Annotated in this window: 17 protein-coding genes; 2 read left to right on the top strand and 15 right to left on the bottom strand. The window is 46.0% G+C overall.

Annotated elements, in window-relative coordinates:
* Positions 1-19 precede the first annotated feature (19 nt).
* Genes HQ29_RS04260 through HQ29_RS04250 form a run of 3 tightly spaced genes read right to left on the bottom strand, consistent with a single transcriptional unit; the run spans position 20 to position 2724 of the window.
* Complete coding sequence (locus HQ29_RS04260) at positions 20-580, bottom strand: nitroreductase family protein (RefSeq protein ID WP_036867723.1); 561 nt, start codon at positions 578-580, stop codon at positions 20-22.
* Positions 581-594: 14 nt separating this feature from the next.
* Positions 595-1203 carry a riboflavin synthase gene (locus HQ29_RS04255; RefSeq protein ID WP_036867924.1) on the bottom strand — a complete coding sequence of 203 codons (609 nt, stop codon included), beginning with the start codon at positions 1201-1203 and terminating at the stop codon, positions 595-597.
* 33 nt (positions 1204-1236) lie between these two features.
* Entirely contained in the window at positions 1237-2724 is a 1488-nt protein-coding gene (locus HQ29_RS04250; protein WP_036846294.1) for an IMP dehydrogenase, read from the bottom strand.
* Between the two features lie 744 nt (positions 2725-3468).
* On the opposite strand from HQ29_RS04250, the gene HQ29_RS10260 reads away from it, so the two are divergent.
* On the top strand, positions 3469-3729 hold the full coding sequence (locus HQ29_RS10260) for a hypothetical protein (RefSeq protein WP_152566484.1): 261 nt from the start codon (positions 3469-3471) through the stop codon (positions 3727-3729).
* On the opposite strand, the gene HQ29_RS04240 is transcribed toward HQ29_RS10260, so the two are convergent.
* The 5 genes from HQ29_RS04240 to lpdA are packed head-to-tail and all read right to left on the bottom strand — an operon-like array spanning position 3710 to position 9762.
* Positions 3710-4219: a flavodoxin gene (locus HQ29_RS04240; protein ID WP_036791463.1), complete on the bottom strand. Its 510-nt coding sequence runs from the start codon at positions 4217-4219 to the stop codon at positions 3710-3712. The two genes, HQ29_RS10260 and HQ29_RS04240, sit on opposite strands and share 20 nt — an antisense overlap.
* A 14-nt stretch (positions 4220-4233) precedes the next feature.
* On the bottom strand, positions 4234-6273 hold the full coding sequence (locus HQ29_RS04235) for an alpha-ketoacid dehydrogenase subunit alpha/beta (protein ID WP_036864091.1): 2040 nt from the start codon (positions 6271-6273) through the stop codon (positions 4234-4236).
* Positions 6274-6285: 12 nt separating this feature from the next.
* Positions 6286-7578, bottom strand: a complete 1293-nt coding sequence (locus HQ29_RS04230; RefSeq protein ID WP_036867719.1) for a dihydrolipoamide acetyltransferase family protein — start codon at positions 7576-7578, stop codon at positions 6286-6288.
* 34 nt (positions 7579-7612) lie between these two features.
* Entirely contained in the window at positions 7613-8383 is a 771-nt protein-coding gene (locus tag HQ29_RS04225; protein ID WP_052089800.1) for a lipoate--protein ligase family protein, read from the bottom strand.
* A gap of 26 nt (positions 8384-8409) precedes the next feature.
* Positions 8410-9762, bottom strand: coding sequence for a dihydrolipoyl dehydrogenase (gene lpdA / locus HQ29_RS04220; RefSeq protein ID WP_036867716.1), 1353 nt, complete (start codon positions 9760-9762; stop codon positions 8410-8412).
* Positions 9763-10750: 988 nt separating this feature from the next.
* On the opposite strand from lpdA, the gene HQ29_RS10255 reads away from it, so the two are divergent.
* Positions 10751-10951: a hypothetical protein gene (locus HQ29_RS10255; RefSeq protein ID WP_036791452.1), complete on the top strand. Its 201-nt coding sequence runs from the start codon at positions 10751-10753 to the stop codon at positions 10949-10951.
* A gap of 32 nt (positions 10952-10983) precedes the next feature.
* On the opposite strand, the gene gap is transcribed toward HQ29_RS10255, so the two are convergent.
* From gap to HQ29_RS04180, 7 genes are all read right to left on the bottom strand, one after another.
* A complete protein-coding gene (gene gap / locus HQ29_RS04210; RefSeq protein ID WP_036791450.1) occupies positions 10984-11997 on the bottom strand; it encodes a type I glyceraldehyde-3-phosphate dehydrogenase in 1014 nt (337 codons plus the stop codon).
* 165 nt (positions 11998-12162) lie between these two features.
* Positions 12163-12612 carry a hypothetical protein gene (locus tag HQ29_RS04205; protein ID WP_036867712.1) on the bottom strand — a complete coding sequence of 150 codons (450 nt, stop codon included), beginning with the start codon at positions 12610-12612 and terminating at the stop codon, positions 12163-12165.
* On the bottom strand, positions 12609-13040 hold the full coding sequence (locus HQ29_RS04200) for a phage holin family protein (protein WP_036791445.1): 432 nt from the start codon (positions 13038-13040) through the stop codon (positions 12609-12611). The genes HQ29_RS04205 and HQ29_RS04200 overlap by 4 nt, the downstream gene beginning before the upstream one ends.
* A gap of 244 nt (positions 13041-13284) precedes the next feature.
* On the bottom strand, positions 13285-13575 hold the full coding sequence (locus HQ29_RS09870; RefSeq protein ID WP_052079439.1) for a YtxH domain-containing protein: 291 nt from the start codon (positions 13573-13575) through the stop codon (positions 13285-13287).
* A gap of 125 nt (positions 13576-13700) precedes the next feature.
* The gene (locus HQ29_RS04190; RefSeq protein ID WP_036791442.1) at positions 13701-15041 is read right to left on the bottom strand and encodes an MATE family efflux transporter; all 1341 of its coding nucleotides are present in this window, start codon (positions 15039-15041) and stop codon (positions 13701-13703) included.
* Entirely contained in the window at positions 15042-15626 is a 585-nt protein-coding gene (locus tag HQ29_RS04185) for a shikimate kinase (protein ID WP_052089798.1), read from the bottom strand.
* Between the two features lie 156 nt (positions 15627-15782).
* Positions 15783-16802, bottom strand: coding sequence for a M23 family metallopeptidase (locus HQ29_RS04180; RefSeq protein ID WP_036867709.1), 1020 nt, complete (start codon positions 16800-16802; stop codon positions 15783-15785).
* Between the last annotated feature and the right edge of the window lie 513 nt (positions 16803-17315).

Raw genomic sequence — 17315 nt, 5'->3', positions numbered from 1 at the left:
CCGAAACAACGAAAGCCGTTTACTTCTTCTTATATGTGTCCCAAGAGATCACCTCTTGCTCCGGCTTCCTTTTTCTTTGTGAGAGTTTATCATTACTTTTCCCCAGAGCCACTACAAGGGGAATATCTTTTCCTTTTGGGACATTCAACAGATGCCTTAGTTTGCCTTTATCCAACCAGCCTATGATACAGCTTCCCAAGCCTTCATGCTCTGCTGCCAAGGTGAGAAAGCCCACGGCTATTCCTACATCGAAAGAGCTGTAATCCGTACTCTTGATCACCGCACCTATACCGGCTGCGATGTTGGTACGCTCTTGTACCACGACGATAAAGGCAGAACAGTCCGTGGTAAACTTATTCATACCCGGAGTAAGAGGTGTCCGCAGTGCGTCGCTGACGCTTTTCCTCAGCTCCCGATCCTTGACAACGACAAAGTGCCAAGGCTGTCCGTTGCAGGCAGAAGGGGAAAGCCGTCCTGCCTCAACGATTCTGCCAAGCACCTCATCAGGGATCTCAAATTCGGGGTCATACTTTCTATGACTCTTCCGTTCCCGAATGAGGGTATAAATATCTTTACTCATACTGTCGGGGGATATTACTCCAGAGAGCGCAGTCTTGCCAAATACTTTCCGATGATGTCGAACTCCAGGTTCACTCTATGCCCTTCGGCAAGGGTACGGAAGTTGGTATGCTCCTTGGTATAAGGGATGATGGCTACACGGAACGAGTTCGGAGTAGAGTCGCACACTGTCAGGGAAACGCCATTGACGCACACCGAGCCCTTCTCTACCGTCATGTAGCCTTGAAGAGCCATATCTTTGGGTACGCTGTATGTTATGGTATAATAAGTACTGCCGTCTGCCTCTTCCACTGCACTGCAAAGTCCGGTGGTATCTACGTGTCCTTGTACGATGTGTCCGTCAAGACGTCCGTTCATCAACATGGATCGCTCCAAGTTTACCAAGTCTCCGGGACGAAGATCACCCAGATTGCTCCGTTTGAGTGTCTCGCTTATGGCTGTTACCGTATAGGTCTCATCCGTAAGCTCCACCACCGTAAGGCAAACGCCGTTGTGGGCAATGCTCTGGTCTATCTTCAGTTCGTTTACGAAAGAACACGCTACGGTGAGGTGTACATTCTCTGTACCTGTTTCGTGGACAATATCAACGATGCGTCCTGCCTCTTCTACTATTCCTGAAAACATCTTTTCTCTTTGCTCTCTGTATAATTGTTTCACTTACTCTTTCAGTATCACATCGTGCGCACCGCCTTCCACTATGGAAGTAGAAGATACCAGCGTAATCTTGGCATGGTGTTGCAGGTGTTTGATGGTGGTGGATCCGCAGCTGCACATCGTGGCTTTCATCTTGGCAAGAGTCTTATCCAGATTACTCTTCATCTTACCGGCATAAGGCACATAGCTGTCCACACCCTCTTCAAACTTAAGATTTTCATCACCGCCGGCATCATAACGCTGCCAGTTTTTAGCTCTGTTGGAACCCTCTCCCCAGTACTCTTTCACGAAGTTGTTACCCACCTTGAGCACTTTGGTAGGGCTCTCATCGAAGCGGGCAAAGTATCTTCCCATCATCATAAAGTCTGCACCCATTGCAAGAGCAAGTGTCATGTGATAGTCGTGTACGATACCGCCGTCGCTGCAAATGGGAACATAGATGCCTTTGGAAGCAAAATATTCGTCTCTTGCCTCAGCCACGTTCATCACGGCAGTGGCTTGCCCCATACCTATACCCTTTTGTTCGCGAGTGATACAGATGGATCCGCCACCGATACCGACCTTGATAAAGTCCGCACCTGCTTCCACGAGATAGAGGAAACCCTCTTTATCCACGATGTTTCCGGCACCTACCGGCACATCGTATCTGCTCTTGATCCACTCCAGACACTCTTTCTGCCATTCGGAGTAGCCGTCGGACGAGTCGATACACAGCACATCCACTCCGGCTTCTACCAGTGCAGGCACTCTCTCTTGATAGTCGCGAGTGTTGATACCGGCACCTACAAGAAGTGTTTTATCTTGTTTGTCGGAGAGTTCATTAGGATTTTGATGATGGTTATCGTAGTCTTTGCGGAAGACGAAGTAGCAGAGTCTGTTCTCGTCATCTATTATAGGAAGTGTATTGAGCTTGTGTCCCCAGATGATGTTATTGGCATCGGAGAGCGTGATACCGAGCTTTCCCACGGTAAGCTGAGAGAATGGCGTCATGAAGTCTGCCACTTTCTTGTCTCTCGGATCCACCGAAAGTCTGTAATCTCTGCTGGTTACAATACCTTTAAGGATACCATTGGGCGTGCCGTCATGAGTGATCCCGATGGTGGAGTGTCCTGTTTTGGCTATCAGGTTCAAGACATCTTGCAGGGTGTGATCGGGTGTAAGGTTGGAGTCGCTGGTAACGAATCCTGCCTTAAACTTCTTTACCTTTCTCACCATTTCCGCTTGAGACTCTATCGGTTGGGAACCGAAGATGAAAGAAAGCCCTCCGTTGCGAGCCAACTCGATGGCAAGCGTATCGTTGGAGACAGACTGCATGATAGCCGAAACGAAAGGGATGTTCAGGTTAATCTTGCTCTCTCCATCCTCTTTCCGATATTTCACAAGAGGAGTACGCAGGGATACGTTGTCCGGTGTACAGGTCTTTTCCGTCAATCCGGGGATAAGCAGATATTCGCCAAACGTGCGAGAAACTTCTTGGTGTATAATAGCCATAACGATATGATATAGGTTACTGTATTTGGGTACAAAAATAACGTTTTCCGTACAGCTATCCAAAGGAGAGACGAAAAGAGTATCTCTCTTCCCGGAGCAGGCTATTCTCAAATCCATTTTGCGGGAATTTTTATATAAAAACAGTCGGTCTGTCTGCCCCCTCAATCGCCTCCTTTTTTCGCCTGATTCAGTCCGGATAATTTTCTCTATTCTTATAACCTATTAGACAACAGACGAATATGAGAAATCGCGAATTTGGAAAAAATTTTTTCTCAGTCCGTTTCATGGGGCTTTTTCGCGTTAATTCGTGTGAATTTTAACACCTCTGTCTGTAAACGTTTCCTAATAAAGAAGTCTGTCTTTTCAGAGGCATTTTGGGGTAAAAATGCGTAGAGAGCTGATTATTAGCATTTTAACAGTTTTAACTAAACACTTTAATCGAATCCGGTAAACGTATTAAATGAAATCGGTAAACGTGTTCATTGAAAAATTAAACACGTTAAGCCGAAAGAATATGCTCGTTTANTAATCGAATCCGGTAAACGTATTAAATGAAATCGGTAAACGTGTTCATTGAAAAATTAAACACGTTAAGCCGAAAGAATATGCTCGTTTAGCGTTTTTGCTTAACAGGTATCAAAAATGGTGTTAATAAAATGGGCTGATTTAACAAATTCGGCACCCCTCTGAAAACACCCCCTTCGATCAAAATAGAGAGCCGAAAAAAAGTGAGCATTTTTCGGGATGGAATATATAAAAACGGCTCTTCCGGCAGAGCCGTTTTCGGTCTCCCAAATATTGGCAAAACAGTCTGAAAAAAAGACAGACACCGCAACCATTTCGTGTTGCAGTGTCTGTGTCTGTTATAAGCCTTTATGTCGTGAAGCATCGGCAAGATCGCCTAAGCTCCGTAAGCGGCTTTCTTGGGAGAGAGCCTTGCTCAAAAGCGATGTCCGAAAGGGGCTCTTCGCTGTCGGGGTCTCTATCAGATGCCGAACTCTTTGAGGATCTGAGCCACCCAGTCCGAGATGCGCTTTTCGTTGAGAGCTTCCTGGTTTTCAAAATCGAGAGCCAAGCCCATGAACTGACCCTCTTCTTCTGCTTGCGAACGCTCGTACTCGTAACCCTCCGTAGAGGTATAACCTACGATCTCACCACCGCAATGCTTGACAAGATTTGCAAGCAGACCGATGCTGTCCACAAAGTTTTCCGGATAGCTCGCCTGATCTCCAAGACCATAGATAGCCACCTTTTTTCCTTTCATGGAGAGTGTCTCCACGTCCGGCAGGATTTCGTCCCAGTAAGATGGAAGTTCGCCATCGAACCATGTAGCACCTCCCATGATGAGATACTTGTATGGGTTGAGGTCTTCTTTGCTTGCAGTCTCCACAGGGACAAGGTCTACCTTGTCTTTTCCTATCTTTTCTGCCAATATCTCAGCTACCTTGGAGGTCTTTCTGGCACTCTTTCCGTAAAATAATCCTATCTTTTCCATAACTTGTTTCTGTATTAAAATTCAATGAGACGCTTAGCTTCACGATAGATGCCATCCGCATTAGGCAGAACGGCTCTCTCCAAAATAGGGTTGAAACCAACCGGTGTAAACGTAGAACCCAAACGAGATACCGGAGCATCCAACAGCGTGAACATTTCGGATGCAATAGTAGCCGCGATCTCCGCTCCAAAGCCTGAGAAGACCTTGTCTTCGTGTACGATGAGGACTTTGCCGGTCTTCTCTATGGACTTGCGAACCATCTCTTTGTCCCAAGGAACAAGAGAACGAAGGTCTATCACCTCAACAGTTCCGACACCTTCCTCCTTTAGTCTCTTGGCTGCTTGCAGAGAGAGAAGAAGAGTGTTGCCGTAAGTAACGATGGTGAGATCCTTTCCTTCGTGACGGATACGCCCTTTACCGAACGGCACTTCAAAGTCTTCCGGCACGTGTGCCTGTGCTTCTACAGAGTTGTACTGCGCTTTAGGCTCCATGAAGACAGTCAACCCTTCGGAGCGCATGGAGGTACGCAAAAGTCCGGCAGCATCGTCCGCAAATGTCGGATAAACGATTCGCGTTCCCGGAAGAGTGGATAGAGCACCTTCGATGTTCTGGGAGTGGTAGATACCTCCACCGATATATCCTCCGGAGGCAAGGCGTATGGTAACGTTCGGGGAGAACTTTCCGTTGCTTCTCCAATAGTCGTGAGTGGTGTCCACAAACTGCTCCATCGCAGGCCAGAAATAGTCTGCAAACTCTGCTCCTTCGATAACCACACGGATGTCTTTACGGAAACGGCTCATGCCGTTAGCCGTTCCGACGATAAAGTCTTCGCAGATGGGAGCGTTGAATACACGCTCTTCGCCAAACTCCTGCTGCATACCCTTGGATACGTTGAATACGCCTCCCTTGTCTTTGTTGGCCATATCCTGCCCGAAAAGGAACGTATCCGGATTGTGGCGGAACTCTGCTTTAAGGGTCTGGTTGAGTGCGGTAACAAGGTTGATCGGCTCGCCTTCCGTGCTGTTGTGAAGACCTTCGGGGTATTTTGTGGACTCGTATGCAGGAGGCAGTACAAAGTCATGGATGGATGCCGGATCGGGATCGGGAGCACGGAGAGCCTTCTTGTTGGCTTCCTTTACATCCTTTTTGACCTGCTCTTCAATCTCCAACAGCTCCTCTTCGGACACTCTCTTATATCTAAGGAGCATGCGTCTGAACTTCTGTATAGGGTCTGCCGCCTTTACGTATTCAAGCTCATCTTCATCGCGGTATAGTGTATGCTTGTCAGAGTTAGAGTGTGCACCGATTCGTACACAGTTGGCTTGCACAATCACCGGACAGCTTGTTTCGAGCGCATGATTCTTTGCCTCTGTCATGGCATTCATGGAATCGAAGATGTCTTTACCGTTACAGTGAATGATGCGAAGGTGCTTCATGCCGGTGAAGTTATCCGCTACTTTTCTGTTGGCAGTCTGATCTTTCTTCGGAACAGATATGCCATAGCCGTTGTCCTGAATAACGAATACGACCGGAAGTTGCTCCCTTGAAGCTCCGTTGATAGCCTCATAAACGTAACCTTCGGAAGTGGAAGAGTCACCATGAGAAGTGAATGCCACACCTTTCTGTCCGTAGTACTTCATCGCTCTTGCCACACCCACGGCATGAAGGTCATGGTTTGCAACGGCAGAAGAAGTGTTTTGGATGTTCCATTCCGGCTTGGCAAAGTGGTTGGACATATGCCTTCCTCCACTGCTCGGATCCGTAGCTTTGGAAATACCGTTCAGGATAATCTCTTCCGCTGTCATACCTGCGGAGAGAGCGGAGAGCATATCTCGGTAATAGGGGAAAAAGAAGTCTTTCTCTTTGTCGAATACTTGTCCCATGGCAAGTTGAATGCCATCGTGTCCGGCGTAAGGCGCATGGTAAGACCAGCCGAGCGACTGCAAAAGGTAGCTTGGAGCCTTATCGTCCAAAGCGCGACCCAGCATCAGGAGGTGATACCACTTCTTTAGAAGCTCTTTATCAGTATTGGTTATAGTAAAATATTTCTTCATGGTTATGATCTGTTATGCGTTCCACTCTTCAAGATATTGCCCTATACGATAGAGGAAATTACCTCCAAGCATACCGTCTATTACTCTATGATCGTAAGAGAGAGCAAGATACATCTTATCTCTGATTGCCATTACCGGACCGTCCGGAGTCTCCAAAATGGAAGGTTTCTTCTCTATCGTTCCCACGCCGAGTATGGCTACCTCAGGCTGGTTAATGATTGGCGTTCCGAAGAGACTCTTGAAAGATCCGAAGTTGGAAATGGTAAATGTTCCACCTTGAATCTCATCCATTCCGAGCTTATTGGCTCTCGCTTTGTTTGCCAAAGCAGATACTTCGTTCGCCAAGCCCGGAATGCTCATGCGGTCTGCGTTCTTAATCACCGGTACGATAAGATTTCCGTCCGGAAGAGATACCGCCATACCGATGTTGATAGACTTACGCTCGATGATGTTATAGCCATCCACGGAAGAGTTGACACGTGGATAGTCTTTCAAAGCCTTGGCTGTAGCTTCGAGTATAGGTGCCATAAATGTAAGGCTGATACCTTCTCTCTTCTTGAATGCCTCTTTCTCCCTGTCTCTCCAACGCACCAGATTGGTAACATCGACCTCTATAACGTTGGTAACGTGCGGAGATATGTGCTTGGATTCGGTCATTCTGTCCGCAATGATACGGCGTACGGGATCCATAGGGATAACGGTATCTTCCGGACCAGCCACTACCGGAACAGAAGGTGCTGCCTTTTGCGGTGCGGCGGCAACAGGTGCGGCAGGAGTTGCAGGCTTGGTAAAAGAAGGAGCCGGTGCGCCTTTCTTCTTCTCTATAAAGGCAATGATGTCATGCTTGGATACTCTGCCCTCGAAGCCTGTTCCCTGAATAGAGTCCAGCTCTTCGGCAGATACCTTACCCTCTTTTGCCTTTTGAAGCACAATAGGAGAGTACCAACGATCTCCGCTCTTCTTGGCAGGCTTTTCGGCTTTCGGGCTTTCGGGCTGAGAAGATGCGGACTTTGCCTCTTCTGCAGGAGCGGCAGCTTTGCTCTCTTCTCCTACTACGGCTTCGCCCGAAAGGTCTATACGTGCCACGATATTGCCTACCGCCACGGTATCGCCCTCTACATGAAGAATCTCTTTTACTACTCCGGCTACGGGAGAAGGGATTTCGGCACTTACTTTTGCAGTGTTCACCTCAAAGAGGATATCGTCTTCCTCCACGGTGTCGCCCACTTTCACATTCCAAGTGAGAATAGTACCCTCTGTGATACTTTCGCCCAACTTGGGCATTTTTATATCAAATAGAGACATAATAAATTGAGTTTTGAGTGTTAATATAATTTGCTTATCTGTTTTTGGTTCTGCTTTGATCTTTTGTCCCGAACATGACCCAAGAGCGGTCTTGATACTTTTCTCTTTCGAGTGCCAGCAGGTCGGATTTTTTTAGCAGAGTGCTCAGGTCTGTCTCTTTACAGCCAAGATCCGACAAGAACACCCGGTATTGTGTTTCAACCTCCGTTATCGTATAGCTTTTTCCGGAGTTGGTATAGATATTTGTGACGGGAGAGCGATGACTCCGGACACTTGGGTGCGGATCGCTTTCCGTGCTTGTGTTTTCAGGGCGAAGCATCTCTTCCAGCTTGCAAAGGTCTGTCTCGACCAGAAGAGTAGCATGAAAAATCTGCCTCTGCTTATATACAGCCTGCGCCGAGCCCGATATTTTACGGTCTTCGATAAGCAGACTTCTTCTGTTATCTGCCTTGGCATCCACGCCGAGACGGTGCAAAAAAGAGAGCTGAAGGAGCACCGCGTCATCAAAGGTAAAGGTCTCGCACGACCCTATAACGCTGATGTTCACATTGCCTTCGTCGGTAAAAACCGCTCCACCTCCCGTAAATCTTCTGTACAGACTCACCCCTCGGCTGTCGAGGATAGCCTTTCGAGTCTCCCTCTCTACGCTCTGATACTTTCCGAGCACAACAGAAGGGTGAGTCTGCCAAAGAAGTATGATGTTAATCTCCGAATGCTTCACCAACCACTCTTCCAGAGCAAGAATGAGCGACGGCTCTGATCCGCGCAGCAGTGCAAACTGAAAACGGGAAAACTTGTGAGGCATCCGTGTGCGATCTGACTCCTCTTATCTTAGTCGTGCAGCACTTCGTGGATAATCTCGGCAACGGTCGGGTGCGGATAGACATGCTTTCCGAGAGAAGAGAGAGTCTCTCCGTTCTCGATGGCAATGCCCATACCGAAGATGATTTCCGATGCCGGGTTACCAAGCATATGGCATCCGAGTATGGTCTCATTCTCGTCTACCAACACCTTGCAAAGTCCGTTTCCGGTCTCGTTTTCTGCCACAAAGCGACCGGAATAAGCCATAGGCAGCTTCAATACACGGAAATAGGTTCCGCTCTCACGAAGCTCCTCTTCGGTCTTGCCCACTCCGACGATTTCGGGATTGGTATATACAACGCCCGGAATAGCCTTGTAGGACATCGGAACATTCTCTCCGAGGATATGTCCTATTGCCACTTCTCCCTCGCGTATGGCAGTGTGTGCCAACAGAGAGAAGCCTGTAACGTCTCCGGCGGCATAGACTCTCGGATGAGAGGTCTGCATATACTCGTTCACGGCAACACCGCCACGGTTGGTCTCCACCGGTATATTTTCGAGACCGAAGCCTTGCAAACGGGCTTTGCGTCCCACGCTTACAAGGATCTTTTCGCCCTCTATGGTGAAAGTCTCTCCATCTTTTTCTACTTTGACACCTCCGTCAAACACTTCGACAACTTTCGTATTCAAGTGGAAGCTGACACCTCTCTTGGCATACTCATCGCGCAACATTGCCGAAGTCTCCTTGTCCATCGCTCCAAGTATCTCCGGCATCATCTCCACTACAGACACTTCGGAACCCATGCTGTTGAAGAATGAAGCGAACTCCATACCGATGACACCGCCTCCGATGATCACGATGGAACGAGGCTGTTCTTTGGATTCGAGAGCCTCTCTGCTGGTCCAATACTCCACGCCATCCAAGCCCGGAATGGGAGGGATAAAGGTATCCGAACCGGTACAAAGCAACAGATACTTTGCGTGATACTCCTGTCCGCTTTCGCTTTTGATGATAAACTCATCGCCCGACTCCCCTGCAATGGTTGCCAACTCCCTTACGACCTCAACGCCCGAAGAGCTCATCTTGAACGCCACACCGGCTGTAAGCTTCTTGACGACCTTGTTTTTACGAGCGATGATTCGCTTATAATCGAAAGAGATTTCCCCGTCTATCTTGATGCCGTACTTGAGAGCAGACTTTGCGCTCTCCAGTGTCTTTGCGGAGTAGAGAAGTGTTTTGGTCGGGATGCAACCCTCGTTGAGGCAAACGCCTCCAAGCTCACTCTTCTCAAAGAGTACGGTCTTAAGACCTCCGGCGGAAGCCTTTGCAGCGGCATTGTAACCGGCAGGACCACCACCAATTATTGCTATGTCAAAGTTCATTTATTATATAAGATTTATTCGTTATACTTTTCTCTTTTTCTCTCTAAAAATACAACAAATATTTGATATATAGGCAGATCTAACCATTATTGAGTATATCATTTTGCCCCAAAACGGAGAAGAAAATGGTTTATCTAACTATAATCAAGTATTATTTATATATTTCCATAACGGAAAAGCCCATCAACAAAACATCTTATACAAGAAAAAAGAGAACCGACAAAAATGTATCGGGAGAGATTTTGCTGCTTTTTAACCCCATTTTCAAGCTCTGTTTTTATATATTCCATCTCGAAAAATGCTCTCTTTTTCCCTGCTCTCTACTTTGATCGGAGGGGTTGTTTTCAGAGGGGTGCCGAATTTGTTAAATCAGCCCGATTTATTAACACAAATTCCGATACTTGTTCATCCAAAACGCTAAACGAGCATATTCTTTCGGCTTAACGTGTTTAATTTTTCAATGAACACGTTTACCGATTTCATTTAATACGTTTACCGAATTCAATTAAAGTGTTTAGCCAAAACCATTAAAATACTAATAATCAATTACCTACACATTTTTACCCCAAAATGCAGCTGAAAAGGCGAATTTCTTTATTAGGAAACGTTCACAGAGATAAGTGTTAAAATTCACTCCTATTAACGTGAAAAAGCCCGATGAAACGGACTGAGAAAAAATTTTCTCCAAATTCGCGATTTCTCATACTTGTCTGATAACAAACGAATTAAAGACTCACGGATTTGAAATGATACAAAACAGAAGAGAAAATCATCGGCATGGAGAGAGAATCTTACCGCTCTGTTTTTATATAAAACATCCCCAAAAACGGGTCAAAAACAAGGGCTGTCGGAACCGAGAGAATAACATTTTTATCCCATGAATCCGACACCTTTCGGGGAAGAAAAAGAAAAGAGAAGCAGACCATAAGGAAGCGCTTCTGGCTCAAATGCACCGGCGACACTTTGGAGAGCATCCGGAAGGGGTGTCATGATGAATAGAGAGAAAAACATAGAGTATTATAAGGTACAGATCACTGCGTTGCTTGCGATATTCGGCATCGGTCAGGTACTCCGGTATGCTCTGTCGAGCCTCACCCCTATCGCCTTGAACTCTACGCATTTTAATGTATGCGAAAAGGGGCTATGCCAAACAAATGCCGGCACAGCCCCTTCTCTAATTTATGATTAAAATCAAAGCATCAATGTCGTCTCGACATCTTTTTATTTTGCGTTTACTGTTGCCATGTGTGCGATAAGGTCGAGCACTCTGTTAGAGTAGCCGATCTCGTTATCGTACCAGGAAACAATCTTAACGAATGTATCTGTTAGAGCGATACCCGCTTTAGCATCGAAGATAGAGCTGCGAACGTCTCCAAGGAAGTCTGAAGATACCACTTCTTCGTCTGTATAGCCAAGGATGCCCTTGAGTTCGCCCTCAGAAGCCTCTTTCATAGCCTTGCAGATCTCATCGTACTTCGCAGGCTTTGCGAGGTTTACAGTAAGATCCACTACGGAAACATCGAGTGTAGGTACACGGAAAGACATTCCGGTAAGCTTGCCATTGAGTGCAGGGATTACCTTACCTACTGCCTTTGCAGCTCCTGTAGATGATGGGATGATGTTGCCGGTAGCAGCACGACCACCACGCCAGTCCTTTAGAGACGGACCATCAACGGTCTTTTGTGTTGCAGTAACAGAGTGTACTGTGGTCATGAGACCATCTACGATACCAAACTTATCGTTGAGAACCTTTGCCACCGGAGCCAAACAGTTGGTTGTACAAGAAGCATTGGATACAAACTGAGTACCTTTCACATACTCTTTATGATTTACTCCGCAAACGAACATAGGAGTATCGTCCTTTGAAGGAGCCGACATCACTACATACTTTGCACCTGCATCAATGTGTCCTTGTGCCTTATCTTTGCTTAGGAAAAGACCGGTAGATTCTACTACGTAATCTGCTCCCACTTCTGCCCATCTAAGGTCTTTAGGATCGCGTTCCGCTGTTATGCGAACCTCCTTACCATTCACGATAAGAATGTTCTTATCCATGTTGAAGTCTATTGTTCCTTCAAATGTTCCGTGCATAGTGTCGTATTTCAACATATATGCCAAGTAATCTACCGGCATAAGGTCATTGATGGCTACAACTTGAATGTCTGTTCTTTTTTGAGCAGCACGGAAAACGAAACGTCCGATACGGCCAAAACCGTTAATACCTACTTTAATCATTTTCAGTTATCGTATTTTTTGAATGTAAAAAAATCTATTAAAACCTCATATATCTGCATTACAATAACGGAGACCCACTATTGGAGTCTCTCGTCTAAGGCAATACAAATATATGAATATTTTTCCAATCCATACTCCCTCTATGGTCTCCAATATCTGCTTGAACTACTTCTTTTTGCGACCAAAAGGAAGAGAAAGAATTTTGCGTACAGCCTTCAATCCCAGATTGAAAGCCCGACCCTGTATGTAACCGGCTGCCAGAGGAAGGATAGCACTTAGCATCGGGCTGCTGACCACTCCGGAAAGAAGCGAAGAGAGTGCAGAGGGTTGTTGCTGCTCCTCTTGCCGGGCATTGGGATCTATGGTTCGTATGCTGGCTCTCTCTCTCGAACGATCGAACAGTCCGAGAAAACCGAGCAGCTTACCACCTCCCGGAACTCTTTCGGCTACTACTCCCTTGACCTCTTCAAAGAGCATCCATCCGATGTTTTGGGAAAGATAGCCTATATTATTCTGGAGACGCATCTCGGCAGAACGAATTTCATTCTTGTAAAATCCTCTTTTGATTCGCAGCCTTTCTGCGGAAGAGACTTGTATCGGACGGCTACGGTTCATGCCTTACCTCCTTTCTCCTCTATGGCATCCTTGATGGCATCTTGGGCATTCTGCTCATCCAAATGATCCAGAACGACATGGATATACTTCTCGGAATATCTATCCGTGTAGTGTCTCCACCGAAAAGCCATGTAAAGAGCCGGTATGAGGAATATCGTACCTGAGATGGTGAAGCCAAGAGAAAGTGCTTTGAGCAGCTCGGCATAAAGCTCCGTGAAGAGCAGACTCAGTGCAAAAGAGGCCGCAGCCAGATAAAGCGTGGTGGACACAAGGAGAAGTGTGAGCACGATAGTGGCGTAAACGGCAATGACACCCACAGGCACTCCTTTCTCCACAGCCGACAGCTTCATAAGCTCTATGCGAGAAAAGATCAGGGCCAAGAAGTCCTCTTTTGTTTCCTCTATGATCTGTAAGAATGTTTTTTGCATTTCTTTATAACTCGACAAATTTATAACTGAAGACCTGCCCCTATCCCCCGGAAAGTACAGACCTAAAAAAATATGGCTTTGAAAAGATCTGCCCCATCAAGACGAGCGTAGAGCCTCTAAGCTCTCCGCAACGACACGATGACCACACCTCATCTCAAAGCCACACATAACGCAGATCATTGAAGACCTACCCGACGATCCGAGATTTATCGGATCTGAAAATATCTTCCGTATATGCCGGAAGTTAAGACTTCATAGCACGGAGAGCCTTGTCTTTTACCTCTTCATACATTCCTTCTGCAGAGTCTTTCACATCTGCCAAGTAGCGTTGAAGGTCACGAGAAGCCTTTCTTCCTCTTATGCGAGCTCCGTAGTAAGCATCCTTTACTCCGCTCTTTACAGAGTCTGAAAAGTCGGATACATCATCTATAAAGTCATTACGTTTCTTTTCATCAGAAAAATATGCAGCGGCAGCACCTACTGCTGCTCCAATTGCAAAACCGATAAGGAATTTCATTCCACCATTGCCTTTCATGCTAACGTCGTATTTAAGTTAGTTAATAACATTACTTTCTCATCTGAGAAGAGTTCTCCACATCCCCTCATTACAAATATACAAAAAAGTTTCGGGATAAGAAATTCTATGAAAGCAGACAAATGCTATTCGAGGAACATTCGCCATTTTGGGTGTCTCCACCTCTCCCGTATAATAAAAAGCGAACTGAAGACTCCTATTATAATATAGTATACGACCTCTACGGTAAAACACCAGTGAACCGGAGCATTCAAGTAGTAGGTCAATACCCAAGCCATCCCGAGATAGATAAGGATGGTTGCCATCTCTATCTGCATCGCCTTCTTGGTTGCGCCCGTAGCGGAGACTGCAGCAAAGAACATATTGGCAACGGAACTGCCGAGCAAAGCTATGGTAATCACTCTTAGGGTCGGGACGGCATCGGCGATAAGAGAGAGATCGTCCGTAAAGATCTCCGTGACGATATGCGGAAAAAGATTGATGATGACGACAAACACACTCATCGTAAGCAGGGAAAGCCTTGCAATCTTGAAGACCTGCCCCGGAACTTTATCCTCCTCTTTCCGTCCGATGGTCTGCCCCACGATGGTGTGGACAGCGGTAGAATATGAACTTATCGGTATATACAGGAAGATGTAGATACTCCTTGCGACAGCCGCGACAGCCAGTGCTCGCTCTCCCAACTTCTCTATGAAGATGAAGAAAACCGCCCAGACCATGAGGCTGACGAGTCCTTGCAACATGAGATAAAAGGATAGTCTGAAAATCTGCCGGATCAGCTTTATATTCAGACGTATGGCGGTGTAGTGGAGAGAATACTCCCCCGTATGACCGCTCAGCCTTGAATAGAAATAGTAAAACAGCAGAGATGAGCCCTCAGCGATGACACTTGCCAAAGCAGCCCCCTTTACACCCAATGCCGGAGCACCAAAGTGTCCGAAGATAAGGACGTAATCGAGCACGATGTTTACCACTGCCATGATGAAAGCATTATAGGTAAGCACTTTCGTTTTCCCTATACCTATGTAAAACGCACGGTATGTGGTGGACTGAAAAGCAAGAACAAAGCCCCAAATACGCCACTGCCAATATTCGGTGGCAACGTCTGCAACGTCCGGACTTTTAAGGAGCGCATAAAACATGGACTCCCCAAAGATGTAACAGATAAAGAAGGAAAGCTGAGCAGCAATAAGAAGCAAAAGGGAGCTTTGTCCGAATACTCTTCCTATCTCGTCCCGCCGACCTTCTCCGAATCGCTTGGATACCAAAATCTGTGTTCCGGCTCCAAGTCCGAAGCCCAAAGTGAATACGCAATAATATGCCATGACTGCCATGGCGGATCCACCCATAGCCACTTCGCCTATTCGCCCCATAAATGCAGTATCGGTTATCCCTACAATATTTTGCGCAATGAGGGATACAAATACGGGGGATGCTATTTTCAGAATATGCTTTACGGATGCCATCTACTCTCTATTCGCAATCTCCCGGTGATACAACTCCAATATCCGATCGGCACATTCCTGAACCTCTTCTGCCGTTTCCAGCTTGCCGACATCCACCCGATACTTTGCCTGCAGATAGACAGGCTCTCGAAGTGCAAGTTTTTCTTTCACAAACAGAGCAATCTCCTCGGCAGTTTTGAGTGCCACCGCGGGTCGGGTATGGCGATAACGATACAGACGGGCAGAAAGAATATCCAAAGGACACTCCAGATAAACCACCACTCCGTTGTCCAATAGCTGTTTCATGCAGTCCTTATAGCAGGGAGCTCCTCCCCCGGTCGCTATCACAGAACACTCATGCGCCATCACTTCCTGCACGATGGCGTATTCTCTCTCTCTGAAATAAGCTTCTCCATGGGAGGTTATGAGGTCTGAAATGGTTGTCCGAAAGCGATTCTCCAAAAGAAGATCCGTATCCATAAATCGGTAAGAGAGCTTTTCTGCTAAGACCCGACCCAATGTACTCTTGCCTACTGCCATAAATCCGACAAGGATCAATGGCGGCAGTGGTTGATATCCATTCTCTTCCGAAACATACTTTGCCATAGCTCTATTCTTCACAAAAAGAGCTACAGCTAAGCAATCTTAGAGATTGCAACCGTAGCTCTTCTTTTCAGGTAGAAATCTTTTCAGTAAAGACTCAACCTTGTTAACTTAAATGGTATTGCTCTATATATAACAAATGTCGCTTCAAACAGGTACTTACGCCGTAATACGCAACGCTCTACCAATCTTGAGAGTTGTTTTTGGCGTTATACCGTTAAGCCTACAAATTTTATTTACTGACGTGCCGTACCTGGAGGCTATCTCGGATAAAGTATCTCCGTTTCTCACTCGGTGTACGACAATATTCTTGCTTGTAGAGGATGCCGAAGACTTTCGAGATGAAGCCAAAGCATTACCTCCCGCTTTATGTCTTCCTTTTACAAAAGTAAAGACATCACTGTGAGGAACTCCCGTTGAAAAGTCTATGATAAGCTCCGGATTGATAGGAATACCCATGAAACGTGTTTCAAAGTGCAAGTGAGGACCTGAACTTCTTCCGGTATTGCCTCCAAGAGCTATCACATCTCCTGCTTTCACCACTTGATCTTCCGTTACAATGGCGCGAGAAAGGTGTCCATATACAGTTTCCAAGCCATTAGGGTGTCTTACCACAACGTAGTGTCCGTATCCTTTCCTTTCATAGTTCACCATGCGAACCTTTCCATCGAATGCAACACGAACAGAGTCTCCAATACTGAGACCAATATCTATTCCGTAATGCATACGGCGGTATCTTTTACGATATCCGTAGCGTGAAGTTACACGCATACTTTCGTTTCCTAAAGGAGAAGTGAATTGGGTACAATCTATGTCGTACGTATCGGGAATTGCCGTAATAGCTGTTCCGATTATTGGATTTACAGACTTCGAGTGCCAAGAGTTTTCACCGTAAATATCCATTGCGGGAAAATCGAGTCGTTCTCTTTCAAGCTCCATTGCGATAGATTCTTCTATGGCTTTATTGAGCTCTTTTGTTCTTCTAATGTCTTTAGTTTTAAGGTTATCTGCCATCGCAAGAGAGTCTTTTCCCATCTGCTTTTGAATGGCAGTCTCGATAGATTTTATCGGATCCTGATTAACCTTATTTCCTCCCGGTGGCGCTTGAGCCGACACAAGTCCATGGAATGAAAGCCATGCCACGGCTGTAAGGAGACATCGGTAATTCAAATGTCGCATATAAATTTGTGCTGTTAAACCATCTATTCATAACCACGAAAGCAGAGCTATTTTCAGCCATGTCCTTACTTTAACCGACTTCAAAAGCACTACTTTTTCGACAAATATACCTTTTAACTGCAAAAGAATCAAACAATTCCGCTCCAAAAATCATTATTTAACATGACAAAAGGGGACGCCCAAAATAAAATAAACCACCCCAAAATACTATTAGTAAAAACGTTACAAATGATTTCTATATTGAGCAGAGATTACAAGCAAACAATCTTTAACACTCCGAATACCAATATATAAATAGGAGAGTATCTCCACCGAAAAGTTTCTCCAAGAGCAGACAAAGCGACAGTCCGAAAGAACGGAGCGACAAAAATACTCCGGGACACCCTCGAATACCCTTGAAATAGTCCCGAAAAGACAAAAAGAAGTGGGCTAAAGGCATTATTTTTATAACATTAGACTGAGTTTAAGAAGTAATTATTATCTTTGCGTCAAAGTATGGCATTTTCAAACCTA

The sequence above is a fragment of the Porphyromonas canoris genome (assembly GCF_000765975.1).
Classification (GTDB): domain Bacteria; phylum Bacteroidota; class Bacteroidia; order Bacteroidales; family Porphyromonadaceae; genus Porphyromonas_A; species Porphyromonas_A canoris.
This window is presented reverse-complemented; position numbering and strand designations above follow the sequence as displayed.